General features: G+C 62.3%; 12 protein-coding genes. 4 read left to right on the plus strand and 8 right to left on the minus strand.

The window, feature by feature from the left end:
- Positions 1-125: 125 nt before the first annotated feature.
- Together ccoG and HX818_RS10370 are read right to left on the minus strand one after the other, a co-directional pair.
- Positions 126-1,541 carry a cytochrome c oxidase accessory protein CcoG gene (gene ccoG, locus HX818_RS10365; RefSeq protein WP_023658783.1) on the minus strand — a complete coding sequence of 472 codons (1,416 nt, stop codon included), beginning with the start codon at positions 1,539-1,541 and terminating at the stop codon, positions 126-128.
- Positions 1,542-1,725: 184 nt separating this feature from the next.
- The gene (locus HX818_RS10370; protein WP_003207514.1) at positions 1,726-1,965 is read right to left on the minus strand and encodes a DUF3203 family protein; all 240 of its coding nucleotides are present in this window, start codon (positions 1,963-1,965) and stop codon (positions 1,726-1,728) included.
- A 125-nt stretch (positions 1,966-2,090) separates the two neighbouring features.
- On the opposite strand from HX818_RS10370, the gene HX818_RS10375 reads away from it, so the two are divergent.
- The 4 genes from HX818_RS10375 to glgB all read left to right on the plus strand — a co-directional run bounded on the left by HX818_RS10375 (position 2,091) and on the right by glgB (position 10,689).
- The gene (locus HX818_RS10375; RefSeq protein WP_177019995.1) at positions 2,091-2,585 is read left to right on the plus strand and encodes an MgtC/SapB family protein; all 495 of its coding nucleotides are present in this window, start codon (positions 2,091-2,093) and stop codon (positions 2,583-2,585) included.
- Positions 2,586-2,945: 360 nt separating this feature from the next.
- A complete protein-coding gene (locus HX818_RS10380) occupies positions 2,946-4,943 on the plus strand; it encodes an alpha-1,4-glucan--maltose-1-phosphate maltosyltransferase (protein ID WP_177019996.1) in 1,998 nt (665 codons plus the stop codon).
- Positions 4,944-5,110: 167 nt separating this feature from the next.
- On the plus strand, positions 5,111-8,458 hold the full coding sequence (treS, locus tag HX818_RS10385) for a maltose alpha-D-glucosyltransferase (protein ID WP_177019997.1): 3,348 nt from the start codon (positions 5,111-5,113) through the stop codon (positions 8,456-8,458).
- Positions 8,455-10,689 (plus strand): 1,4-alpha-glucan branching protein GlgB, encoded by a 2,235-nt coding sequence (gene glgB / locus HX818_RS10390; RefSeq protein WP_102605563.1) that lies wholly within the window; start codon positions 8,455-8,457, stop codon positions 10,687-10,689. The genes treS and glgB overlap by 4 nt, the downstream gene beginning before the upstream one ends.
- A gap of 129 nt (positions 10,690-10,818) precedes the next feature.
- On the opposite strand, the gene HX818_RS10395 is transcribed toward glgB, so the two are convergent.
- The 6 genes from HX818_RS10395 to HX818_RS10420 form a co-directional block, all read right to left on the minus strand.
- Positions 10,819-13,404: an autotransporter outer membrane beta-barrel domain-containing protein gene (locus tag HX818_RS10395; RefSeq protein ID WP_177019998.1), complete on the minus strand. Its 2,586-nt coding sequence runs from the start codon at positions 13,402-13,404 to the stop codon at positions 10,819-10,821.
- 95 nt (positions 13,405-13,499) lie between these two features.
- On the minus strand, positions 13,500-14,261 hold the full coding sequence (locus tag HX818_RS10400) for a PIG-L deacetylase family protein (protein ID WP_087692380.1): 762 nt from the start codon (positions 14,259-14,261) through the stop codon (positions 13,500-13,502).
- 187 nt (positions 14,262-14,448) lie between these two features.
- On the minus strand, positions 14,449-15,108 hold the full coding sequence (locus HX818_RS10405) for a glycosyltransferase family 2 protein (protein WP_003207526.1): 660 nt from the start codon (positions 15,106-15,108) through the stop codon (positions 14,449-14,451).
- Positions 15,105-15,704 (minus strand): SAM-dependent methyltransferase, encoded by a 600-nt coding sequence (locus HX818_RS10410; RefSeq protein ID WP_008435150.1) that lies wholly within the window; start codon positions 15,702-15,704, stop codon positions 15,105-15,107. Before HX818_RS10410 ends, HX818_RS10405 begins: the two co-directional genes overlap by 4 nt.
- Positions 15,701-16,459, minus strand: a complete 759-nt coding sequence (locus HX818_RS10415) for a PIG-L deacetylase family protein (protein WP_134326428.1) — start codon at positions 16,457-16,459, stop codon at positions 15,701-15,703. Before HX818_RS10415 ends, HX818_RS10410 begins: the two co-directional genes overlap by 4 nt.
- A complete protein-coding gene (locus tag HX818_RS10420) occupies positions 16,456-17,454 on the minus strand; it encodes an acyl-CoA dehydrogenase family protein (protein WP_177019999.1) in 999 nt (332 codons plus the stop codon). The genes HX818_RS10415 and HX818_RS10420 overlap by 4 nt, the downstream gene beginning before the upstream one ends.

A 17,454-nucleotide genomic window follows, 5' to 3' on the forward strand; every position in this document is an offset into this window, starting at 1 on the left:
AAACGGTGGGAGCGGGCTTGCTCGCGAAAGCAATCTTTCAGTTGATGTATCCATTGACTGGCACACCGCTTTCGCGAGCAAGCCCGCTCCCACATTTGATCTCCAGTGTTGCTGAAAGCTTGGGCTCAGCGATTCAATGGCGCCACAAACCGGCTGTCCGCCGCGCTGTAAATCCACGGCTCATCCACATCCGAGACCTTGAAGCGGATCGTCTGCGAACTGCTGGCCGGCTTCTCTGCGGTCATCGCCACCGACACCGGCACATCGGTAATCTCACCTGGTGCCAGGCTGATCTCGGTCTTGCCCTGCAGCTGGAAGCCGTCGCCGTCCATCAGCTCCAGGCGGTAATCCTGGCGCTGCTGGGTCTTGTTGATGACCTTGAGGCTGTAGATGTTCTCGATCAAGCCGTCACTGTTCTCGCGGAACATCCCCCGGTCCTTGGTCACGTCCAGCGACACCATCGGGCGTTCCACCAGCGCCACCACCAGCGCGCCGATCATCACCAGCAGCACGGCACTGTAGCCGATCAGGCGTGGCCTGAGCAGATGGGTCTTGCCACCTTGCAACTGATGCTCCGAGGTGTAGCTGACCAGGCCGCGGGCATAGCCCATTTTATCCATGATCGAATCACAGGCATCGATACACGCGGCGCAGCCGATGCATTCCATTTGCAGGCCGTCACGGATGTCGATGCCGGTGGGGCATACCTGCACGCACAGCTGGCAGTCGATGCAATCACCCAGGCCGACGTCCGCCGGTTGCACGTCTCGTTTGCGCGGGCCACGGTTCTCGCCGCGGGCTACGTCGTAGGAAATGGTCAGGGTGTCCTTGTCGAACATCACACTCTGGAACCGTGCATACGGGCACATGTGCATGCACACTGCTTCCCGCAGCCAGCCGGCGTTGATGTAGGTGGCGCCGGTAAAGAACAGCACCCAGAACAGGCTTACGCCGCCCATTTGCCAGGTCAGCAGCTCCTCGGCCAGCGGCCGGATCGGCGTGAAGTAGCCGACAAATGTCAGCCCGGTCAGCACGCTGATCCCCAGCCACAGCGTGTGCTTGGCCGAGCGCCGCGCCAGCTTGTCCAGACTCCAGGGCGCAGCTTGCAGCTTGATGCGTTGGTTTCGCTCGCCTTCAGTGACCTTTTCGCACCACATGAACAACCAGGTAAACGAGCTTTGCGGGCAGGTATAGCCACACCACACACGCCCCGCGAATACGGTGATGGCGAACAGGCCGAACGCGCAGATGATCAACAGCGCCGACAGCAGGATGAAATCCTGGGGCCAGAACGTGGCACCGAAGATGTGGAATTTGCTTTCAGCCAGGTCCCATAACACCGCCTGCCGTCCGCCCCAGTTCAGCCACACGGTGCCGAAAAATGCCAGGAACAGAAAGCCTGCGCCTGCCACGCGCAAGGTACGGAACAGGCCGGTAAAACTGCGGGTGTGAATCAGGTTGTCGCTGGATTTGGCCTTCATCTTCTTTGGATGTGCAGGCTCAAACACTTCTACGGTTCGGACGGGGATTCTATCGCTCATGGTCTTTCGCTCATCAGCCTCCATCAGGCAGATGAACTATGACCGGCGCTCTGTTTGCATAACAGACTCAGGTATGGCGATAAAAAGCGGATCAGATGGGCCGCCCGTGCATGCCTGCGACAATGTGCTGCACCCGGTGGTGCGCGGGGTGCAGCGCTTTTGAGGCGGGGCTGATCCAGGTCAATCAAATCACCGAATCACCGTCGGTAGCTTTCAAGTGCTTACGGCCGTCTTTGGCACCCGCTACGGTCAATGCGTCGGCTTCGGCTTCGGTGATATAGGTGCGGTCACCGTTCAGCTTCACGAACGACATGGATTTCTCGCTGTCGGTTTCGACCGTGACATGGGTGGCTTCCAGTTGTTTCTCGTGGCCGTCCACATCGACGGTGAAGAAACATTGCTGACCTTCGATACGTACGGGCATATCGATCTCCTTTTTTTTTTGTGGGCTATTACTGATTAGGGTGGGATGCGCAGGCAATGGTTCTGCGCAACTGACTGACGGTCGATGCTGTCCATGTTCTATCGACCCCCAACAAGGAAACGTCCATGGACGCCTGGTGGCATGAAGTCTGGGAAACCCTGCAAGCGGAATTTGCCGATATCGGCGATGCCCGGCAACTCACGCAAATCACCGTTCGGCTGCTGATTGCGGCGATATTGGGCGGGATCCTGGGTTACGAGCGCGAACAGAAAGGCAAGGCCGCCGGGGTACGCACCCACATGCTCGTGGCCCTGGGCGCCGCGCTGTTCGTGTTGGTGCCGAGCATGTCCGGCTCCCAGGCAGACGCCATGAGCCGTGTGCTGCAGGGCGTGATCGCGGGTATCGGCTTTCTTGGCGCCGGCACCATCCTAAAGGGCAAGGAAGACGAGGAGGGTCAGCACGTCAAAGGGCTGACCACCGCCGCCGGCTTGTGGATGACCGCCGCCATTGGGGTGGCGGCGGGAATGGGGCGGGAATCCACGGCGGTACTCAGCACGTTGTTGGCCTTGGCGGTGTTCAGTGTGATGCCAAGGGTTGTGCGGTTGCTGGAGAAGGACTAGACGATGACCGGCGGCATCGTCGTCGGTGGTTCCTCCACCGGTGGTGGCTGTGTGCCTGGCGGTTCCTGCTCGGGAACCGGGTCGGGTTCGGTCGGCGGTAATGTGGGCTTATCTATATTGGGATCAGGCGTTTCAGCCGGAATAGGGATATTCATCGGTGTGGCCTCCTTTGTGCTTTGCTCTATCGGTGGACAATCGCGTGGTGGATTTGATTCCCCGCCCGATGGCGGGATATCCGCCTGAACTTTTCACTCGTCGGCATGCTCGGAACCTAGACGGCCCTGCTCAGGGAGAGTGGCGTCGTTTCAGAATTTGAATCAAGCACAAGAGCGTCCACTGGGCGTTAAGGGGAGATGCTCGATGACTGCTGAAACACTGACTCAAGACGATTCAACCTCCACATTACCGCTGTCCCAGGCACTGTTGCTGCCAAGGATCGCGATTGAAAGCACGACCCCGGTGATCGATGGCGGCGAGTTCGCCGTCAAGGCTGTGGTTGGCCAGCGCGTGCAGGTTGCCAGCAAGGTGTTCGCTGATGGCCACGACAAGCTTGCGGTGATGATCCGCTGGCGCCCGCGCAGTGAAGAAAGCTGGCACAGCGTGGTGATGACCGATGTCGGCAACAACGGCTGGGAGGGCGCATTCACCGTGACCGCCCAGGGCCCGCATGAGTATTGCATCGAAGCCTGGATCGACACGTTTGCCAGCTTTCGCTACGAACTGAGCAAGAAACACGAGGCCGGGGTGCCGGTCAGCCTGGAGTTGCAGGAAGGCCGCAGCCAGGTGTTGCAAGCCGCCGAGCGCAGTGACAATGAGCTGCGTGACCGCTTGATGTTGCTGCACCACGAACTCTCCGGTTTGCTGGAAACCGAGCAGGTCGCGTTGTTCCTGCACGAAGACAGTGCACACCTGATGACCCAGGCCGATCACCGTGCCTATTTGAGCATCAGCCCGGTGTATCCGATTGAAGTAGAGCGCGAGGCTGCGCAATTTGCCAGCTGGTACGAGTTGTTTCCCCGCTCGATCACCGACGATCCCGCGCGCCATGGCACATTCAACGATGTGCACTCACGGCTGTCGATGATCCACGACATGGGCTTTGACGTGCTGTACTTCCCGCCGATCCATCCGATCGGTCGCAGCCACCGCAAGGGCAAGAACAATTCCCTGACCGCCGGGCCGGACGACCCGGGCAGCCCGTATGCCATCGGCAGCGAAGAGGGCGGCCACGAGGCGATCCATTCGCAGTTGGGCACCCGTGAGGATTTCCGCAACCTGGTCAAGGCCGCCGCCGACCATGGCCTGGAAATCGCCCTGGATTTTGCCATCCAGTGCTCCCAGGACCACCCGTGGCTCAAACAGCATCCGGGCTGGTTCAACTGGCGGCCCGACGGCACGATCAAATACGCCGAGAACCCGCCGAAGAAATACCAGGACATCGTCAACGTCGACTTCTATGCGGCCGACGCGATTCCCAGCCTGTGGGTCGAGTTGCGCGACATCGTGGTCGGTTGGGTGGAAGAGGGCGTGAAGACCTTTCGCGTCGACAACCCCCACACCAAGCCGCTACCGTTCTGGCAATGGCTGATCAGCGATGTGCGTTCTAAATACCCCGAAGTGATCTTCCTCGCCGAAGCCTTCACCACCCCGGCGATGATGGCGCGCCTGGGCAAGGTTGGTTACTCCCAGAGCTACACCTACTTCACCTGGCGCAACACCAAGGCCGAGTTGAGCGAGTACCTGAGCGAACTGAACGAGTCGCCGTGGCGCGAGTGCTTCCGGCCGAACTTCTTCGTCAACACCCCGGACATCAACCCCGGCTTCCTGCATGAATCCGGCCGCGCCGGCTTCTTGATCCGCGCCGCGTTGGCCACCATGGGCTCAGGCCTGTGGGGCATGTACTCGGGTTTTGAACTGTGCGAAGCGGCCCCGGTGCCGGGCAAGGAAGAGTACCTGGACTCGGAGAAGTACGAGATCCGCCCACGAGACTTCACCGCGCCGGGCAACATCATTGCCGAGATCGCCCAGCTCAACCGCATCCGCCGGCAGAACCCGGCCTTGCAGACGCACCTGGGGCTCAAAATCTACAACGCGTGGAACGACAACATCCTGTACTTCGGCAAACGCAGCGAGGATGGCAGCAACTTTATCCTGGTGGCCGTGAGTCTCGACCCGTTCAACGCCCAGGAGGCCAATTTCGAGTTGCCGCTGTGGGAGCTGGGCTTGCCGGACGATGCCCAGACCCAGGGCGAAGACCTGATGACCGGCCACCGCTGGACCTGGTACGGCAAGACCCAGTGGATGCGCATCGAACCGTGGCATCAGCCATTCGGCATCTGGCGCATTACCGTTTCCTGAAGCTGATCTCCAATCCAAAGGAGATCAAATGTGGGAGCTGGCTTGCCTGCGATAGCGGTGTGTCAGTGCAGATAATACTGGCTGATCCACCGCTATCGCAGGCAAGCCAGCTCCCACATTGACCGAGTTCCTTCAGGCAGAATTTTTCGAATTCCCAGGAGTTTCCAATGGCGAAGAAACCCAAGGCTGCCACCTTTATCAAAGATCCGCTCTGGTACAAGGACGCGGTGATTTATCAGGTTCACGTCAAATCGTATTTCGACTCCAACAACGACGGCATCGGTGATTTTCCCGGGCTGATCGCCAAGCTCGACTACATCGCCGACCTTGGTGTGAACACCATCTGGCTACTACCGTTCTACCCCTCGCCACGCCGTGACGATGGCTACGACATCGCCGAATACCGCGGCGTGCACAGCGACTACGGGACCATGGCCGATGCCAAGCGCTTTATCGCCGAAGCCCATAAACGCGGGCTGCGGGTGATCACCGAGCTGGTGATCAACCACACCTCCGACCAGCACCCATGGTTCCAGCGCGCCCGCAAGGCCAAGCCCGGCTCGGCGGCGCGGGATTTCTACGTATGGTCCGATGACGATCAGAAATACGACGGCACCCGGATCATTTTCCTCGACACCGAAAAGTCCAACTGGACCTGGGACCCGGTCGCCGGCCAATACTTCTGGCACCGCTTTTACTCCCACCAGCCGGACCTCAACTTCGACAACCCGCAGGTCATGAAAGCCGTCCTGTCGGTGATGCGCTACTGGCTCGACATGGGCATCGACGGCCTGCGCCTGGACGCGATTCCGTACCTGATCGAGCGCGACGGCACCAACAACGAAAACCTCCCCGAAACCCACGACGTGCTCAAGCAGATCCGCGCCGAGATCGACGCCAACTACCCCGACCGCATGCTCCTGGCCGAAGCCAACCAATGGCCGGAAGACACCCAGTTGTACTTCGGGGACAAAAAGGGCGACGACGGCGATGAGTGCCACATGGCGTTCCACTTCCCGCTGATGCCGCGCATGTACATGGCGCTGGCCCAGGAAGACCGTTTCCCGATCACCGACATCCTGCGCCAGACCCCGGAGATCCCGGCCAATTGCCAATGGGCAATCTTCCTGCGCAACCACGATGAACTGACCCTGGAAATGGTCACCGACAAAGAGCGCGACTACCTCTGGAACTATTACGCTGCCGACCGCCGTGCACGTATCAACCTGGGGATTCGCCGCCGCCTGGCGCCGCTGATGGAACGCGACCGCCGGCGCATCGAGCTGCTCAACAGCCTGCTGCTGTCGATGCCGGGCACGCCGACCCTGTACTACGGCGATGAGATCGGCATGGGCGACAACATCTACCTCGGTGACCGCGACGGCGTGCGTACGCCGATGCAATGGTCCATCGACCGCAACGGCGGCTTCTCCCGCGCCGACCCGGCCAGCCTGGTATTGCCGCCGATCATGGACCCGCAATACGGCTACCAGTCGGTCAACGTCGAAACCCAGACCCAGGACCCGCACTCCTTGCTGAACTGGACGCGGCGCATGCTCGCGGTGCGTAAACAGTCCAAGGCGTTCGGTCGCGGCAGCCTGAAAATGCTCTCGCCCAGCAACCGCCGCATCCTGGCGTATACCCGCGAATATGTAGGCGCCGATGGCAAGAATGAAATCATCCTGTGCGTGGCCAACGTGTCCCGCAGTGCCCAGGCCGCAGAACTGGACCTCTCGGCGTTTGCCGGCATGGTTCCGGTGGAGATGCTCGGTGGCAATGCCTTCCCACCGATTGGCCAGCTGAATTTCCTGCTGACCCTGGCGCCGTATGGCTTCTACTGGTTCGTGCTGGCGGCGGAAAACCAGATGCCAAGCTGGCACGTGGAACCGGCACAAAGCATCCCGGACTTCACCACCCTGGTGCTGAAGAAACGCATGGAAGAATTGCTCGAAGCACCGTGCCGCACCACCCTGGAGCAGAATGCGTTGCCGGCGTGGCTGCCCAAGCGCCGCTGGTTTGCCAGCAAGGATACGGCAATCGACAGCGTGCACATCGCTTATGGCGTGCGCTTCGGCGACCCGCAGCATCCGGTGCTGCTCAGTGAGATCGAAGTCACCAGCGCCGGCCAGGTCAGCCGCTATCAGCTGCCGTTCGGCTTCCTTGGCGAAGACCAGTTCACCAGCGCCTTGCCGCAACAACTTGCGCTTGCCCGTGTACGGCGAGTGCGTCAGGTAGGTTTGGTGACCGATGCCTTCAGCCTCGACACTTATATCCGCGGCGTGATCCAAGGCCTGCAGGCCAAAACCGTCCTCGACTCCACCGATGGCGAGATTCGCTTCGAGCCCACGGCGCAACTGGCCAAGCTGGAATTGAACGACGAGTCGGAAGTGCGCTACCTCGCGGCGGAGCAGTCCAACAGTTCCGTGGTGGTGGGCGGCAGCCTGGTGCTCAAGCTGATCCGAAAAGTCAGCGCCGGGGTTCACCCCGAGCTGGAAATGGGCGCCTACCTGACCGAGGCCGGCTACGAGCATATCTCGCCGCTGCTGGGCTCGGTGATCCGCCACGACGCCGATGGCCAGGACAACCTGCTGATGATCGCCCAGGGTTACCTGAGCAACCAGGGCGACGCGTGGGGCTGGACCCAGAATAACCTGGAGCGAGCGATTCGCGACGAACTGGCCGAAGCCATGTCCGAGCAGGAACAGCACTACAACGCCCTTGGCGAGCTGGCGGATTTCGCCGGCTTGCTCGGCCAGCGCCTGGGCGAGATGCACCTGGTGCTGGCGGCGCCCACCACTAACAAGGCGTTCAAGCCTGAGGTCACAACCCTCAAGGACAGCCAGGGCTGGGCCAGGCACGTAGGCGCACAAATCGACCACGCCTTGCAGTTGCTCAAACAGCATCAAACCAAGTTGAACCCTGCCGATCAGGCGTTGGTCAGTGCTTTACTGGAGCAGAAAAAGGCCATCGCCAGTCACGTTCAGGACCTGGCGAAAGCCACGGTGGGCGGGTTGCGCATTCGCGTGCACGGCGACCTGCACCTGGGCCAGGTACTGGTGGTCAAGGGCGATGCCTACCTCATCGACTTCGAGGGCGAACCGGCGCGGCCGTTGCCTGAGCGTCGCGGCAAACACAGCCCGTACAAGGATGTGAGCGGGGTGCTGCGCTCGTTTGATTACGCGGCGGCCATGGCGGTGAATGTGCAGGGCGTCGACCAGTCGCCCGAGGCCAATGCGTCCCGGCAACGTGTGGCGGATCGCTACTTGCATGAGGCCAGGCAGGCATTTATCCAGGCCTATCACGCTGCCACGACTACACTGGCCCATGACTGGCAGGATGCCAAAGGCCAGGACGCAGCGCTGGCGTTGTTCAGCCTGGAGAAGGCCGCGTACGAAGTGGCCTACGAAGCAGAGAATCGCCCGAGCTGGTTGCCGGTGCCGTTGCAAGGTTTGCACGGGCTGCTCAGCGGGTTGAAACCAATATCGAAAACTGCACGCGGTGGGGAGACGTCATGAGTTTTACAAGCAAAGAACCGCTGCAGGAAAAGTTGAGTGTGATGCCCAAACCTGCTGATATCGAAGCCCTGGTGCGGGCCGAGCACCATGATCCATTCTCTATCCTGGGTCCCCATGACGATGAGCAGGGCGGCCAGTTCATTCGCGCCTTCCTGCCGGAAGCACTGAGTGTCCAGGTCCTGGCCCGCGACAGCGGCGAGCACATCGGCAGCCTCGATGCGACCCAGGTGCCGGGCTTGTTTGTCGGGCATTTCGGCAGCCGTCAGGCGTACTTGCTGAAGATCCAGTGGGCCGGTGGCGAACAGATCACCGAAGACCCTTACAGCTTCCAGCAACTGCTGCTGGGGGAGATGGACCTGTACCTGTTTGCCGAAGGCAATCACCGCGACCTGAGCAGTTGCCTCGGGGCACAAGTGACCAGCGTCGACGGCGTCCAGGGCGTGCGTTTTGCGGTATGGGCACCGAATGCCCGCCGGGTCTCGGTGGTGGGCGACTTCAATATCTGGGACGGGCGCCGTCATCCGATGCGCCTGCGCCATCCGTCCGGGGTGTGGGAGATTTTCATCCCGCGCCTGCAACCCGGCGCGGCCTACAAGTATGAAATCCTCGGTGCCCACGGGATTCTGCCGCTCAAGGCCGACCCCATGGCCCTGGCCACGCAACTGCCGCCGGATACTGCGTCCAAGGTCGCTTCGCCGCTGCAGGTCGACTGGCAGGACCACGACTGGATGCAATCGCGCAGCGAGCGGCAGAAACCCAGCGCACCCTTGTCGATCTACGAGTTGCATGCCGGTTCCTGGCAGTGCGAGCTGGATGAAGTCGGCGAGGTGTCCCGCCAGTACAGTTGGCGCGAGCTGACCGAGCGGCTGATCCCTTATGTACAGCAGTTGGGCTTCACCCATATCGAACTGATGCCGATCATGGAGCACCCGTTCGGCGGCTCATGGGGTTATCAGGCGCTGTCGCAATTTGCCCCGACGGCACGTTTCGGCTCGCCGGAGGATTTCGCGTTTTTCGTCAACGCCTGCCATCAGGCCGACATCGGCGTGATCCTGGATTGGGTGCCGGCGCATTTCCCCACCGACACCCACGGCCTGGCGCAATTCGACGGCACCGCGCTGTACGAATACGCCAACCCGCTGGAAGGCTTCCACCAGGATTGGGACACCCTGATCTACAACCTCGGCCGCACCGAAGTCCACGGCTTCATGCTGGCGTCGGCGTTGCACTGGCTCAAGCATTTCCATATCGATGGCCTGCGGGTGGATGCGGTGGCCTCGATGCTGTACCGCGACTATTCGCGCAAGGCCGGTGAATGGGTACCCAACCGCCACGGCGGGCGGGAAAACCTTGAGGCCATCGACTTCCTGCGCCACCTCAACGATGTCGTTGCCCTTGAGGCTCCCGGCGCGCTGGTGATCGCCGAGGAGTCCACCGCATGGCCGGGCGTAAGCCAGCCGACCCAACAGGGCGGCCTGGGCTTCAACTACAAGTGGAACATGGGCTGGATGCACGATTCGCTGCACTACATCCAGCAGGACCCGGTGTACCGTGCCCATCACCACAACGAGCTGAGTTTCGGCCTGGTGTATGCCTGGTCCGAGCGTTTTATCCTGCCGATTTCCCACGATGAAGTGGTGCACGGCAAACACTCGTTGATCGACAAGATGCCCGGCGACCGCTGGCAGAAATTTGCCAACCTGCGGGCGTACCTGAGCTTCATGTGGATGCACCCGGGCAAGAAGCTGCTGTTCATGGGCTGCGAGTTCGGCCAATGGCGCGAGTGGAACCACGATCAGCAACTGGACTGGTACCTGCTGCAATACCCCGAACACCGGGGCGTGCAGAAACTGGTGGGCGACCTCAACCGTCTGTACCGCGAAGAGCCGGCGCTGCATGACCAGGACGACGCACCACAGGGCTTCCAGTGGTTGATTGGGGATGACGCGATCAACAGCGTCTACGCCTGGTTGCGCTGGAGCAAGGACGGCAGGCCGGTGCTGGTGGTGGCCAACTTCACACCGGTACCGCGCGAGGCCTACAAGGTCGGCGTGCCGTTTGCCGGGCGCTGGAGCGAGGTGATCAACAGCGATGCCGACACCTATGCCGGTTCCAACTTCGGCAACGGTGGCGGGGCGTTTACGGAGGAGGAGCCCAAGCATGGGCAGCCGTTGTCGCTGTCGTTGAACCTGCCGCCATTGGGCGTGCTGATCCTGCGACCGGACGCCTGACTTCCAGCCGATGAAGACCCCATGTGGGAGCGGGCTTGCTCGCGAATGCGCAGTACCAGTGCCAGATTTTTTGGCTGACACACTGCATTCGCGAGCAAGCCCGCTCCCACGGTGGGGATGTGTTGTGGCTTAGAAGTCGACCCTTATGCCAATCGTGCCTTTGCGCCCATTCAGCTGATTACTGTCCAGATTGCTGTTGTACCCCACCTCGCCATACACACTGACCGTGCTCGATACCTGCAGCGTTGCCCCGGTGCTGACGTCCAGCGTGGTGGACTTCTGTTCGGTGTTGATGTCCGTGCTGTCATTGAACGTGACGGTGTTATTCCCGGCGCTGGCGTGCCACACGTTGGTACGCACGTAAGGCTGCAGGGGCATGCCGCTCACGCTGTAGCTGCCCTTGAGGCGGACACCGAGACGGGTGACGACGTTAGTGTCGGCGCGGAATGAGACATCCGAGATTCCGTCATTCTGGCTGTCCACATAGCTTCGATCGACAATCACCTGGGCCTGCGGCTCAACCTCCCACTGTTCAGACACCGCAAACGGCATTCCCACCTCCACAGACCCCAGCACGTTGTGGCCCTTGGTTGGGAGTTTGACGCCCCGGTCGGATTCACTGTGGCCATCGAACCGCGTGCCCATCAGCACGACATCGATATAGGCGCGGTTGGCGCCGATGAGCGTCCAATACGCGCCCAGGCTGTCACCGCGCAGGGTGGTGTTGCCGGCGTCCTTGCCCTGAAAACCGCGATTGAAACCCGCCACATTGCCGGTCAGGCGGCTGTGGCCGACAAAGAAGCCGAGGCGTTGGGTCAGGCCAGCGTCGTTGGTCCAGGCATACAGGTCAGTGCCAACCTGGAAACCGGACAGGGAGCTGTCCAGCGACGGGCTGACGGTGCCGGCGAATGATTGCCGCGTGCTGCTGCCATACACCCGGCCCCAACCGGCCGCTAAAGCGCCAGGTTGACGTTGCAGGCTTTGGTCGCCCATGCGTTCGTGGTAGGTGCCCAGCATGCCCTGGACCATCTGCTGCACGGCGGGAAACAACACGGCATACACCGGGACTTCCGGGCGATAGATGGGTATGGGTTCTTCTCCCGGGAAAATCCCCGGGAGGTCCGGCGTGCCATCGGCGGGGACGGGGGGGAGAATGCCCACTGGGTCGTCAGGATCCTCAGGGTTGGGCAGCGGCGGCGCCACCACCGAGGACCGCAGGAACCAGTTTTGCCCGGTGCCCGGCGTTACGCCTCCTTTGAACAGGTAGTACTCATAGGCGCCTGCGGAAACGGATCCACCGCGCAGGGTAAACGCCAGGTCGCTGCTCGTGGCACCGTTAAGCGCTTCAACCACCTGGATGCCGTTCTGCAGGGTCATGGCGCCGGGGCCGGCAAGGTTGGTGACGGTGATGGTAGTGCCGCCTTGCAGCGTGCCCTGGCTGACTACCAGCTTGTCACTGGCCGAGCCGTCGGCGCCGAGTACCGATTGCAGCGCGAGTTCGCCACCATTGCCGGTGTAGTTGCCGTTGACCGTCAGGCTGTCGGTGGCGCTGGAGCTGCCGGTGGTCATGTCGATCAGGCCGCCGTTGTTCAGGTTGGCTGGTTGCCCGGCCGTGAAGGGGCTGATGCTGCCCTGTGTTACCTGCAGGGCGGCGCTGCCAAAAATATTCAGGGTACCGGTGGCCGTAGCGCTGTCACCGAGCTTGAAGTCGCCGCCCAGGGTCAGGCGCGAATTGTTGTCCAGGTTGACGGTTTCCCAGTTGACATAGCGGGTTGGCGTGGCGGATCGGGTGTTGTCGAAGGTCAGGGTGTCGTTACCCAAACCACCGTCCAGAAGTGGTGTGGAGGCCAGGGTGGTTTCGGTCAGGTTGAGCAGGAAACCCCTGTCAGCGCCATCACCCATGAGGATTTCCTTATGGATCAGACCGCCGCCTTCCCAAGTGAACTCATCGTTGCCAAAGCTGGCGAGGATCTGCCCACTTATTTCCCCTCCGCTGACGTTGATGATGTCGTCGCCGCCGCTGACGCTGATGTTGCCACCAACCGTTCCTCCGGACACCAGGATGGTGTCGTTTCCGAAGCCAGTAACGAGGTTGCCGATGATCGCTCCACCCCGCAGGTCAAACAGGTTGTTGTCGAGCTTCATGTCGACCCGTCCGATGCTGCCACCGGTCATCAGCGCTACATCTCCATCTTCAAAGGCGCCGACAATCCTGCCACTGCTCATGGTGAACTCGTCACGGCCGTCGCCCTGAGCCAGTGAGGCGACGGTGCCACCGCTCTGGAAGTACTGGTCTACCCCGTCACCCTGGGAGATTGCACCGGAGCTGCCGCCGCTGATTTGCGCAATATCACCGCCCGCGCCTTGCGTCACCGTGCCGGAGATATTGCCATTGAACAGCTGGAAAATATTTCTTCCGTCACCTTGATTGATCGCACCGTTGATCGCGCCGGAATCCATCGTGACCCGATCATCTCCCGCTCCATAAGTCACGTTGCCGACGATGATGCCGGTGCCGCCGACGGGGAACTCAAGGATGTTGCTTCCTTGTAAATCCGTCAGCGCGCCAGCACTGCCATCGCTGCACAGGGTGGTGTCGTTGCCTGCGGTTATGATCAACGTACAGGCTGCCTGCGCGGGGAGAGGCCAATTGAGCAACAGCGTCGTCACGCTGCAGACGCTCAGATACGTCACTGATGAAAACCGCGTGCTCATGATTCGCCCTCCCTGCAAGCCGGTGTTCCAAGCTAGCCACACAGAGAGAGCGTTCGCTACTGTCAGAAGTTACAGGTATAGACGAGTGGGTGCGCCTACAAAAATACAATCTCATAGGGCTCGCGCATGCGCTCCAGCAGCACCTGCGCCAGGATCGGCGCCAGGCCGATTTCCGGGTCGCCTGCCAGTTGGCTGGCATAGGCGTGGGCGGCGTGCAGCTTGCGGGCGACGCTCCAGGTGTCGAGCCGCACCTTGCGCGCGCGCTGCCAGGGGATGGCGGCGGTTTCCCGAAGCGGCCAGTGCCACGCCCAGATCGGCAGTTCGTGCAAGCGCACGCCCTTGACTGCGCAGGCTTTGGCAGCGGCACGGCCGACGGCGTCGTGGTCGTCATTGCCGTCGTTGCGCCAGGTGGTGAACACCACGTCGCCGGGTTGCAGGTAGCGCGCAATGAACTGGCTCATTTGCTGTTCCCGCGCGGCCAGGGCGTTGTCGGCGAAACCGCCGCGGATCCATTTCAGGCTGTGCAGGGGCACGCCCAGGCGGCGCAAGGCTTCGACACTTTCCTGGGGCCGCACCACGCTCAAGCGTTTGGCCGGCCACACGGTAGACCCCGGATGGCTGGCGCTGCCGTCGGTGATGGAGATCAGTTGCAGGGAGTATTCAAGGGTGCTGAGCAATTGCAGCAGACCGCCGCAGGCGATCACTTCATCGCCGGGATGCGGGGCGATGATCACCACGCGGGCGCCCTTGGGCACCAGGGTTGCGGGGTTGATGGCAGGGATTTGCGCGAGTTGCGGGGCGCTGTTCCAGATTTGCGCGGGGCCCCGGCGGTTGTCACTTAACAGTGCAGGCTTCATGGGTGTCACGTCCTTGTTTATCGGTGGTGCAGGCCGTACCCCGTTGACGGGACGGCTCTTGTGGTACGCGAGCGTCAGGTACTGCACGCTCGCGGCGCGACGGCGTTCCAACCCTGGATTGCCGTGCAAGGAATAGTGATGATAGTTATGAATCGCCGCTTTAACACCGCCGGGTGTCGCAATTTTTTCACGAGGCCTGCATCAGGCTCTTCAGGTAATCACCGAAGCCGCCCTGGGCGCGACAATCCAGGCGGGCACTGGTAATCACCTGGGGCGAGTGGCTCCAGGCAATGGAGGCCCCGCAGCGCTCCAGTTGGCGCACCAGCTCCACGTCTTCATGGCAGGGCAGGGGCTCGAAACCGCCGGCCCGCACGTAGGCGCCGGCACTGACGCCCAGGTTGGCGCCGTGGATATGCCGATGCCCGTCCCGGGCGGTGTAGGCCTGGTGATAGCGGATCTGCGCCGCCGGGTCGAAGCCCTCGCTCCAGGCGTCCACCGTCACCGTGCCGCACACCGCATCCACGCCCAGGGCCAGTTGCGCCACCAGCCAATCGGGAGCGACGCGGCTGTCGGCGTCGGTGCAGGAAATCCAGCGCGCGCCGTTGTTAAGCAGGTGCCGCGCACCCACGCCGCGCACGTGGCCCACGTTTCGCGCCTGCACTTCCAGGCTGTGCACCTGGTATTCGCGGGCGATCATGGCGCTGCGGTCGCTGCAGCTGTCGAGCACTGTCAGAATCTGCACCTCTTCACCCAGCAGGCCCGGATGACTGGCGGCGACCATCGCAGCTTTCAGGCATTCGGGCAGCAGTTTTTCTTCGTTATGCACGGGTATCAGGATGCCGATCATCGCAGTCCCTCCAGGGTCGCAACCGTGGTGCCGTCGCGGCTCCACAAATCCAGTAGAAAATCGCTTTCGTGATGCTGCGCCAGATGTGGCATGCCCAGGCGCTGGCCGAGGCGCGCATGCACCTGTTCGGCGGTCTGCGGGCAGCCTTCGATGATCGGGCGCCAGTGGCAGGCGAGGATTTGTCCATCAGGCGTCAGGGAGGCGAGCGCGCGATCGATCAGCCCATCGAAATCCTTCGGGTCCAGGTAGTAGCAAAGCTCGCTGAGCACGATCAGCTCGAAGGTATCGCTGGGCCATTGCTGCGGCAGGCGGCTCTGCTGCACGGTGGCATGGCTGAAACCCCGCAGCCGCGCCTGTGCGAGGCTGACCGCCGCTTGCGCCGTGTCACAGCAGAGCAGGCGGTCACAGCGCGGGGCCAGCTCGAAGCTCAGTTCGCCATTGGCGCAGCCGGGTTCAAAGATCGAGGCATAGCGCGGCCGGGTCAGCAGCGCCAGGGTCAGGGCTCGCTTGCGCTGTTCATACCAGCGTTGCCGAAAGGCCCAAGGGTCGTCGTTGCCGGCAAACAGCTCGTCGAAATAGGGCGTGGCGACACTCATACGAACACCACTTCAAAAGGTTGCAGCAGGCGCTCCAGCACATAGGGCGCGAGCACCGGTGGCAGGCCGATCTGCGGGTCGCCTTCCAACTGGCTGGCGAAGGCATGGATGGCGTGCCGTTTACGGGCCACGGCTTCAGGTGTCAGGAGAATTTTACGAGCGCGATCCCAGGGCACCTGGCTGTCTTCCGGGGTTGCCCAATGCCAAGTCCACACGGGCAGCTCGAGCAAGGTGGCGCCCACCGCCCGGGTCGCCTTGGCACTGGCACGGCCCACGGCCTCGTGGTCGCAATGGCCGTCTTCGCGCCAGGTGGTGAAGACCACGTCGCCGGGCTTGAGGTAACGCTCGATGAAGCGGCTCAGGTCTTCTTCACCTGCGGCGACCTGGCTGTCGCTGAACCCGGCCCGCAACCATTTCAGACTGTGCAACGGCAATCCCAGCCGGTGCAGGGCCTGCGCCGACTCTTGCGGCCGCACCACGCTCAGGCGTTCCACCGGCCAGCGGCGGGAGCCGGGGTGACTGGCGCTGCCGTCGGTGACGGAGATCAGCAGGATAGGGCGATCCAGCGCGGCAAGGCCTTGCAGCAGGCCGCCGCAGCCCAGGACTTCGTCATCCGGGTGTGGCGCGATGATCACGGCGCGGCTGCCTTCAGGCACCAGTTCGGCAATGTCTACGCAAGGCAGCTCGGCCAGTCGCGACGAGCCTTGCCACACATGCAAGGGCGTGCCCTGGCCGACGATTGGATTGATCTTCATAGTTCCCATCTCCCTGGGCGCTCATCGGCGACTTGTTGACCAAGGGCGGCCAGGTCGCGCTCGGCATGACTTTGCCGCAGGTACACCGGCAAGTCGGCCATCAACTGGGCAAAATGCGGGTCCTTGCAATACGGCCCGGCGCCCAGTGCTCGGCCGACATGGTGAATCACCTGGTCGACGGTTTCTTCGATACAGGCTCGTGCCTGTTGTGCCAACAGCCGGGCATCTGCCTTGGGCTGCCGGTCGATATGGGTGGCGCTGTCGCGCAGCACACAGGCCGCGCTGTGCAAGGCACTGTCGACGCTGCCAAGGTGCGCCAGGGCGTGGGGCTCCGGGCGTTTTGCGCACTGCTCGCGCAAGGCCTCCGCCAAGCGTTGTGCCGCGCCGTACCAGCAGGCGGCGATGCCGATGCCGCCTTGCCAGAAGCCTGGGCGCGCCAAATAGTCCCCAGGCTTGCCGATGGCCAGGCCAACGGCGTCGTGGAAAAGCACTTCAACGCTGCCCGTAGCGGCCATGCCCACGGCGGCCCAGCCCTCATCGGTGACGGTTACACCGGGCTGGTGCATTTCCACTGCAACCAGTTGCTGGCGATCCTCTTCATCCCACGCCGTGAGCAACCCGTGGCTGACCACCGCCGCGCCCGAGCACCAGGCCTTGCGGCCCTCCAGCCGCACACGTTGGCCGTCACGCCGGATCCGCACCTTGGCGGTGGGCGGCTCGGCCGCCCACATGCCCCACGTGCTGCCAACCGGCGGCAAGGGGCTGTCGAGTTCAGCGATGATCGCCAGGGCGTCCGTGTGGCCTTCAAACAACTTGCACAACCGCAGGTCATGGCCGGCGACTTGCGCCAGCCGGCTGAAGCGTTCCAACGTTTGCCCGCTGCCCGGCAAGGGCAACTGGTCCAGGCCTTCCTCCACCAAAGCCCTCAGCGCAGCGCCGAGGGCCTGGGTGTCCGGGTAATCCCGGTAGCCGCGAAGAAACTCATGCAAGGCCAT

The sequence above is a fragment of the Pseudomonas sp. F9001 genome, assembly GCF_013385435.1.
Classification (GTDB): Bacteria; Pseudomonadota; Gammaproteobacteria; order Pseudomonadales; family Pseudomonadaceae; genus Aquipseudomonas.

Excerpts from the sequence above, each read along its gene's own strand:
- ccoG (WP_023658783.1), bottom strand. The coding sequence starts at position 1,541 with ATGAGCGATAGAATCCCCGTCCGAACCGTAGAAGTGTTTGAGCCTGCA.
- HX818_RS10370 (WP_003207514.1), bottom strand. The coding sequence starts at position 1,965 with ATGCCCGTACGTATCGAAGGTCAGCAATGTTTCTTCACCGTCGATGTG.
- HX818_RS10375 (WP_177019995.1), top strand. The coding sequence starts at position 2,091 with ATGGACGCCTGGTGGCATGAAGTCTGGGAAACCCTGCAAGCGGAATTT.
- HX818_RS10380 (WP_177019996.1), top strand. The coding sequence starts at position 2,946 with ATGACTGCTGAAACACTGACTCAAGACGATTCAACCTCCACATTACCG.
- treS (WP_177019997.1), top strand. The coding sequence starts at position 5,111 with ATGGCGAAGAAACCCAAGGCTGCCACCTTTATCAAAGATCCGCTCTGG.
- glgB (WP_102605563.1), top strand. The coding sequence starts at position 8,455 with ATGAGTTTTACAAGCAAAGAACCGCTGCAGGAAAAGTTGAGTGTGATG.
- HX818_RS10395 (WP_177019998.1), bottom strand. The coding sequence starts at position 13,404 with ATGAGCACGCGGTTTTCATCAGTGACGTATCTGAGCGTCTGCAGCGTG.
- HX818_RS10400 (WP_087692380.1), bottom strand. The coding sequence starts at position 14,261 with ATGAAGCCTGCACTGTTAAGTGACAACCGCCGGGGCCCCGCGCAAATC.
- HX818_RS10405 (WP_003207526.1), bottom strand. The coding sequence starts at position 15,108 with ATGATCGGCATCCTGATACCCGTGCATAACGAAGAAAAACTGCTGCCC.
- HX818_RS10410 (WP_008435150.1), bottom strand. The coding sequence starts at position 15,704 with ATGAGTGTCGCCACGCCCTATTTCGACGAGCTGTTTGCCGGCAACGAC.
- HX818_RS10415 (WP_134326428.1), bottom strand. The coding sequence starts at position 16,459 with ATGAAGATCAATCCAATCGTCGGCCAGGGCACGCCCTTGCATGTGTGG.
- HX818_RS10420 (WP_177019999.1), bottom strand. The coding sequence starts at position 17,454 with ATGGCCTTGCATGAGTTTCTTCGCGGCTACCGGGATTACCCGGACACC.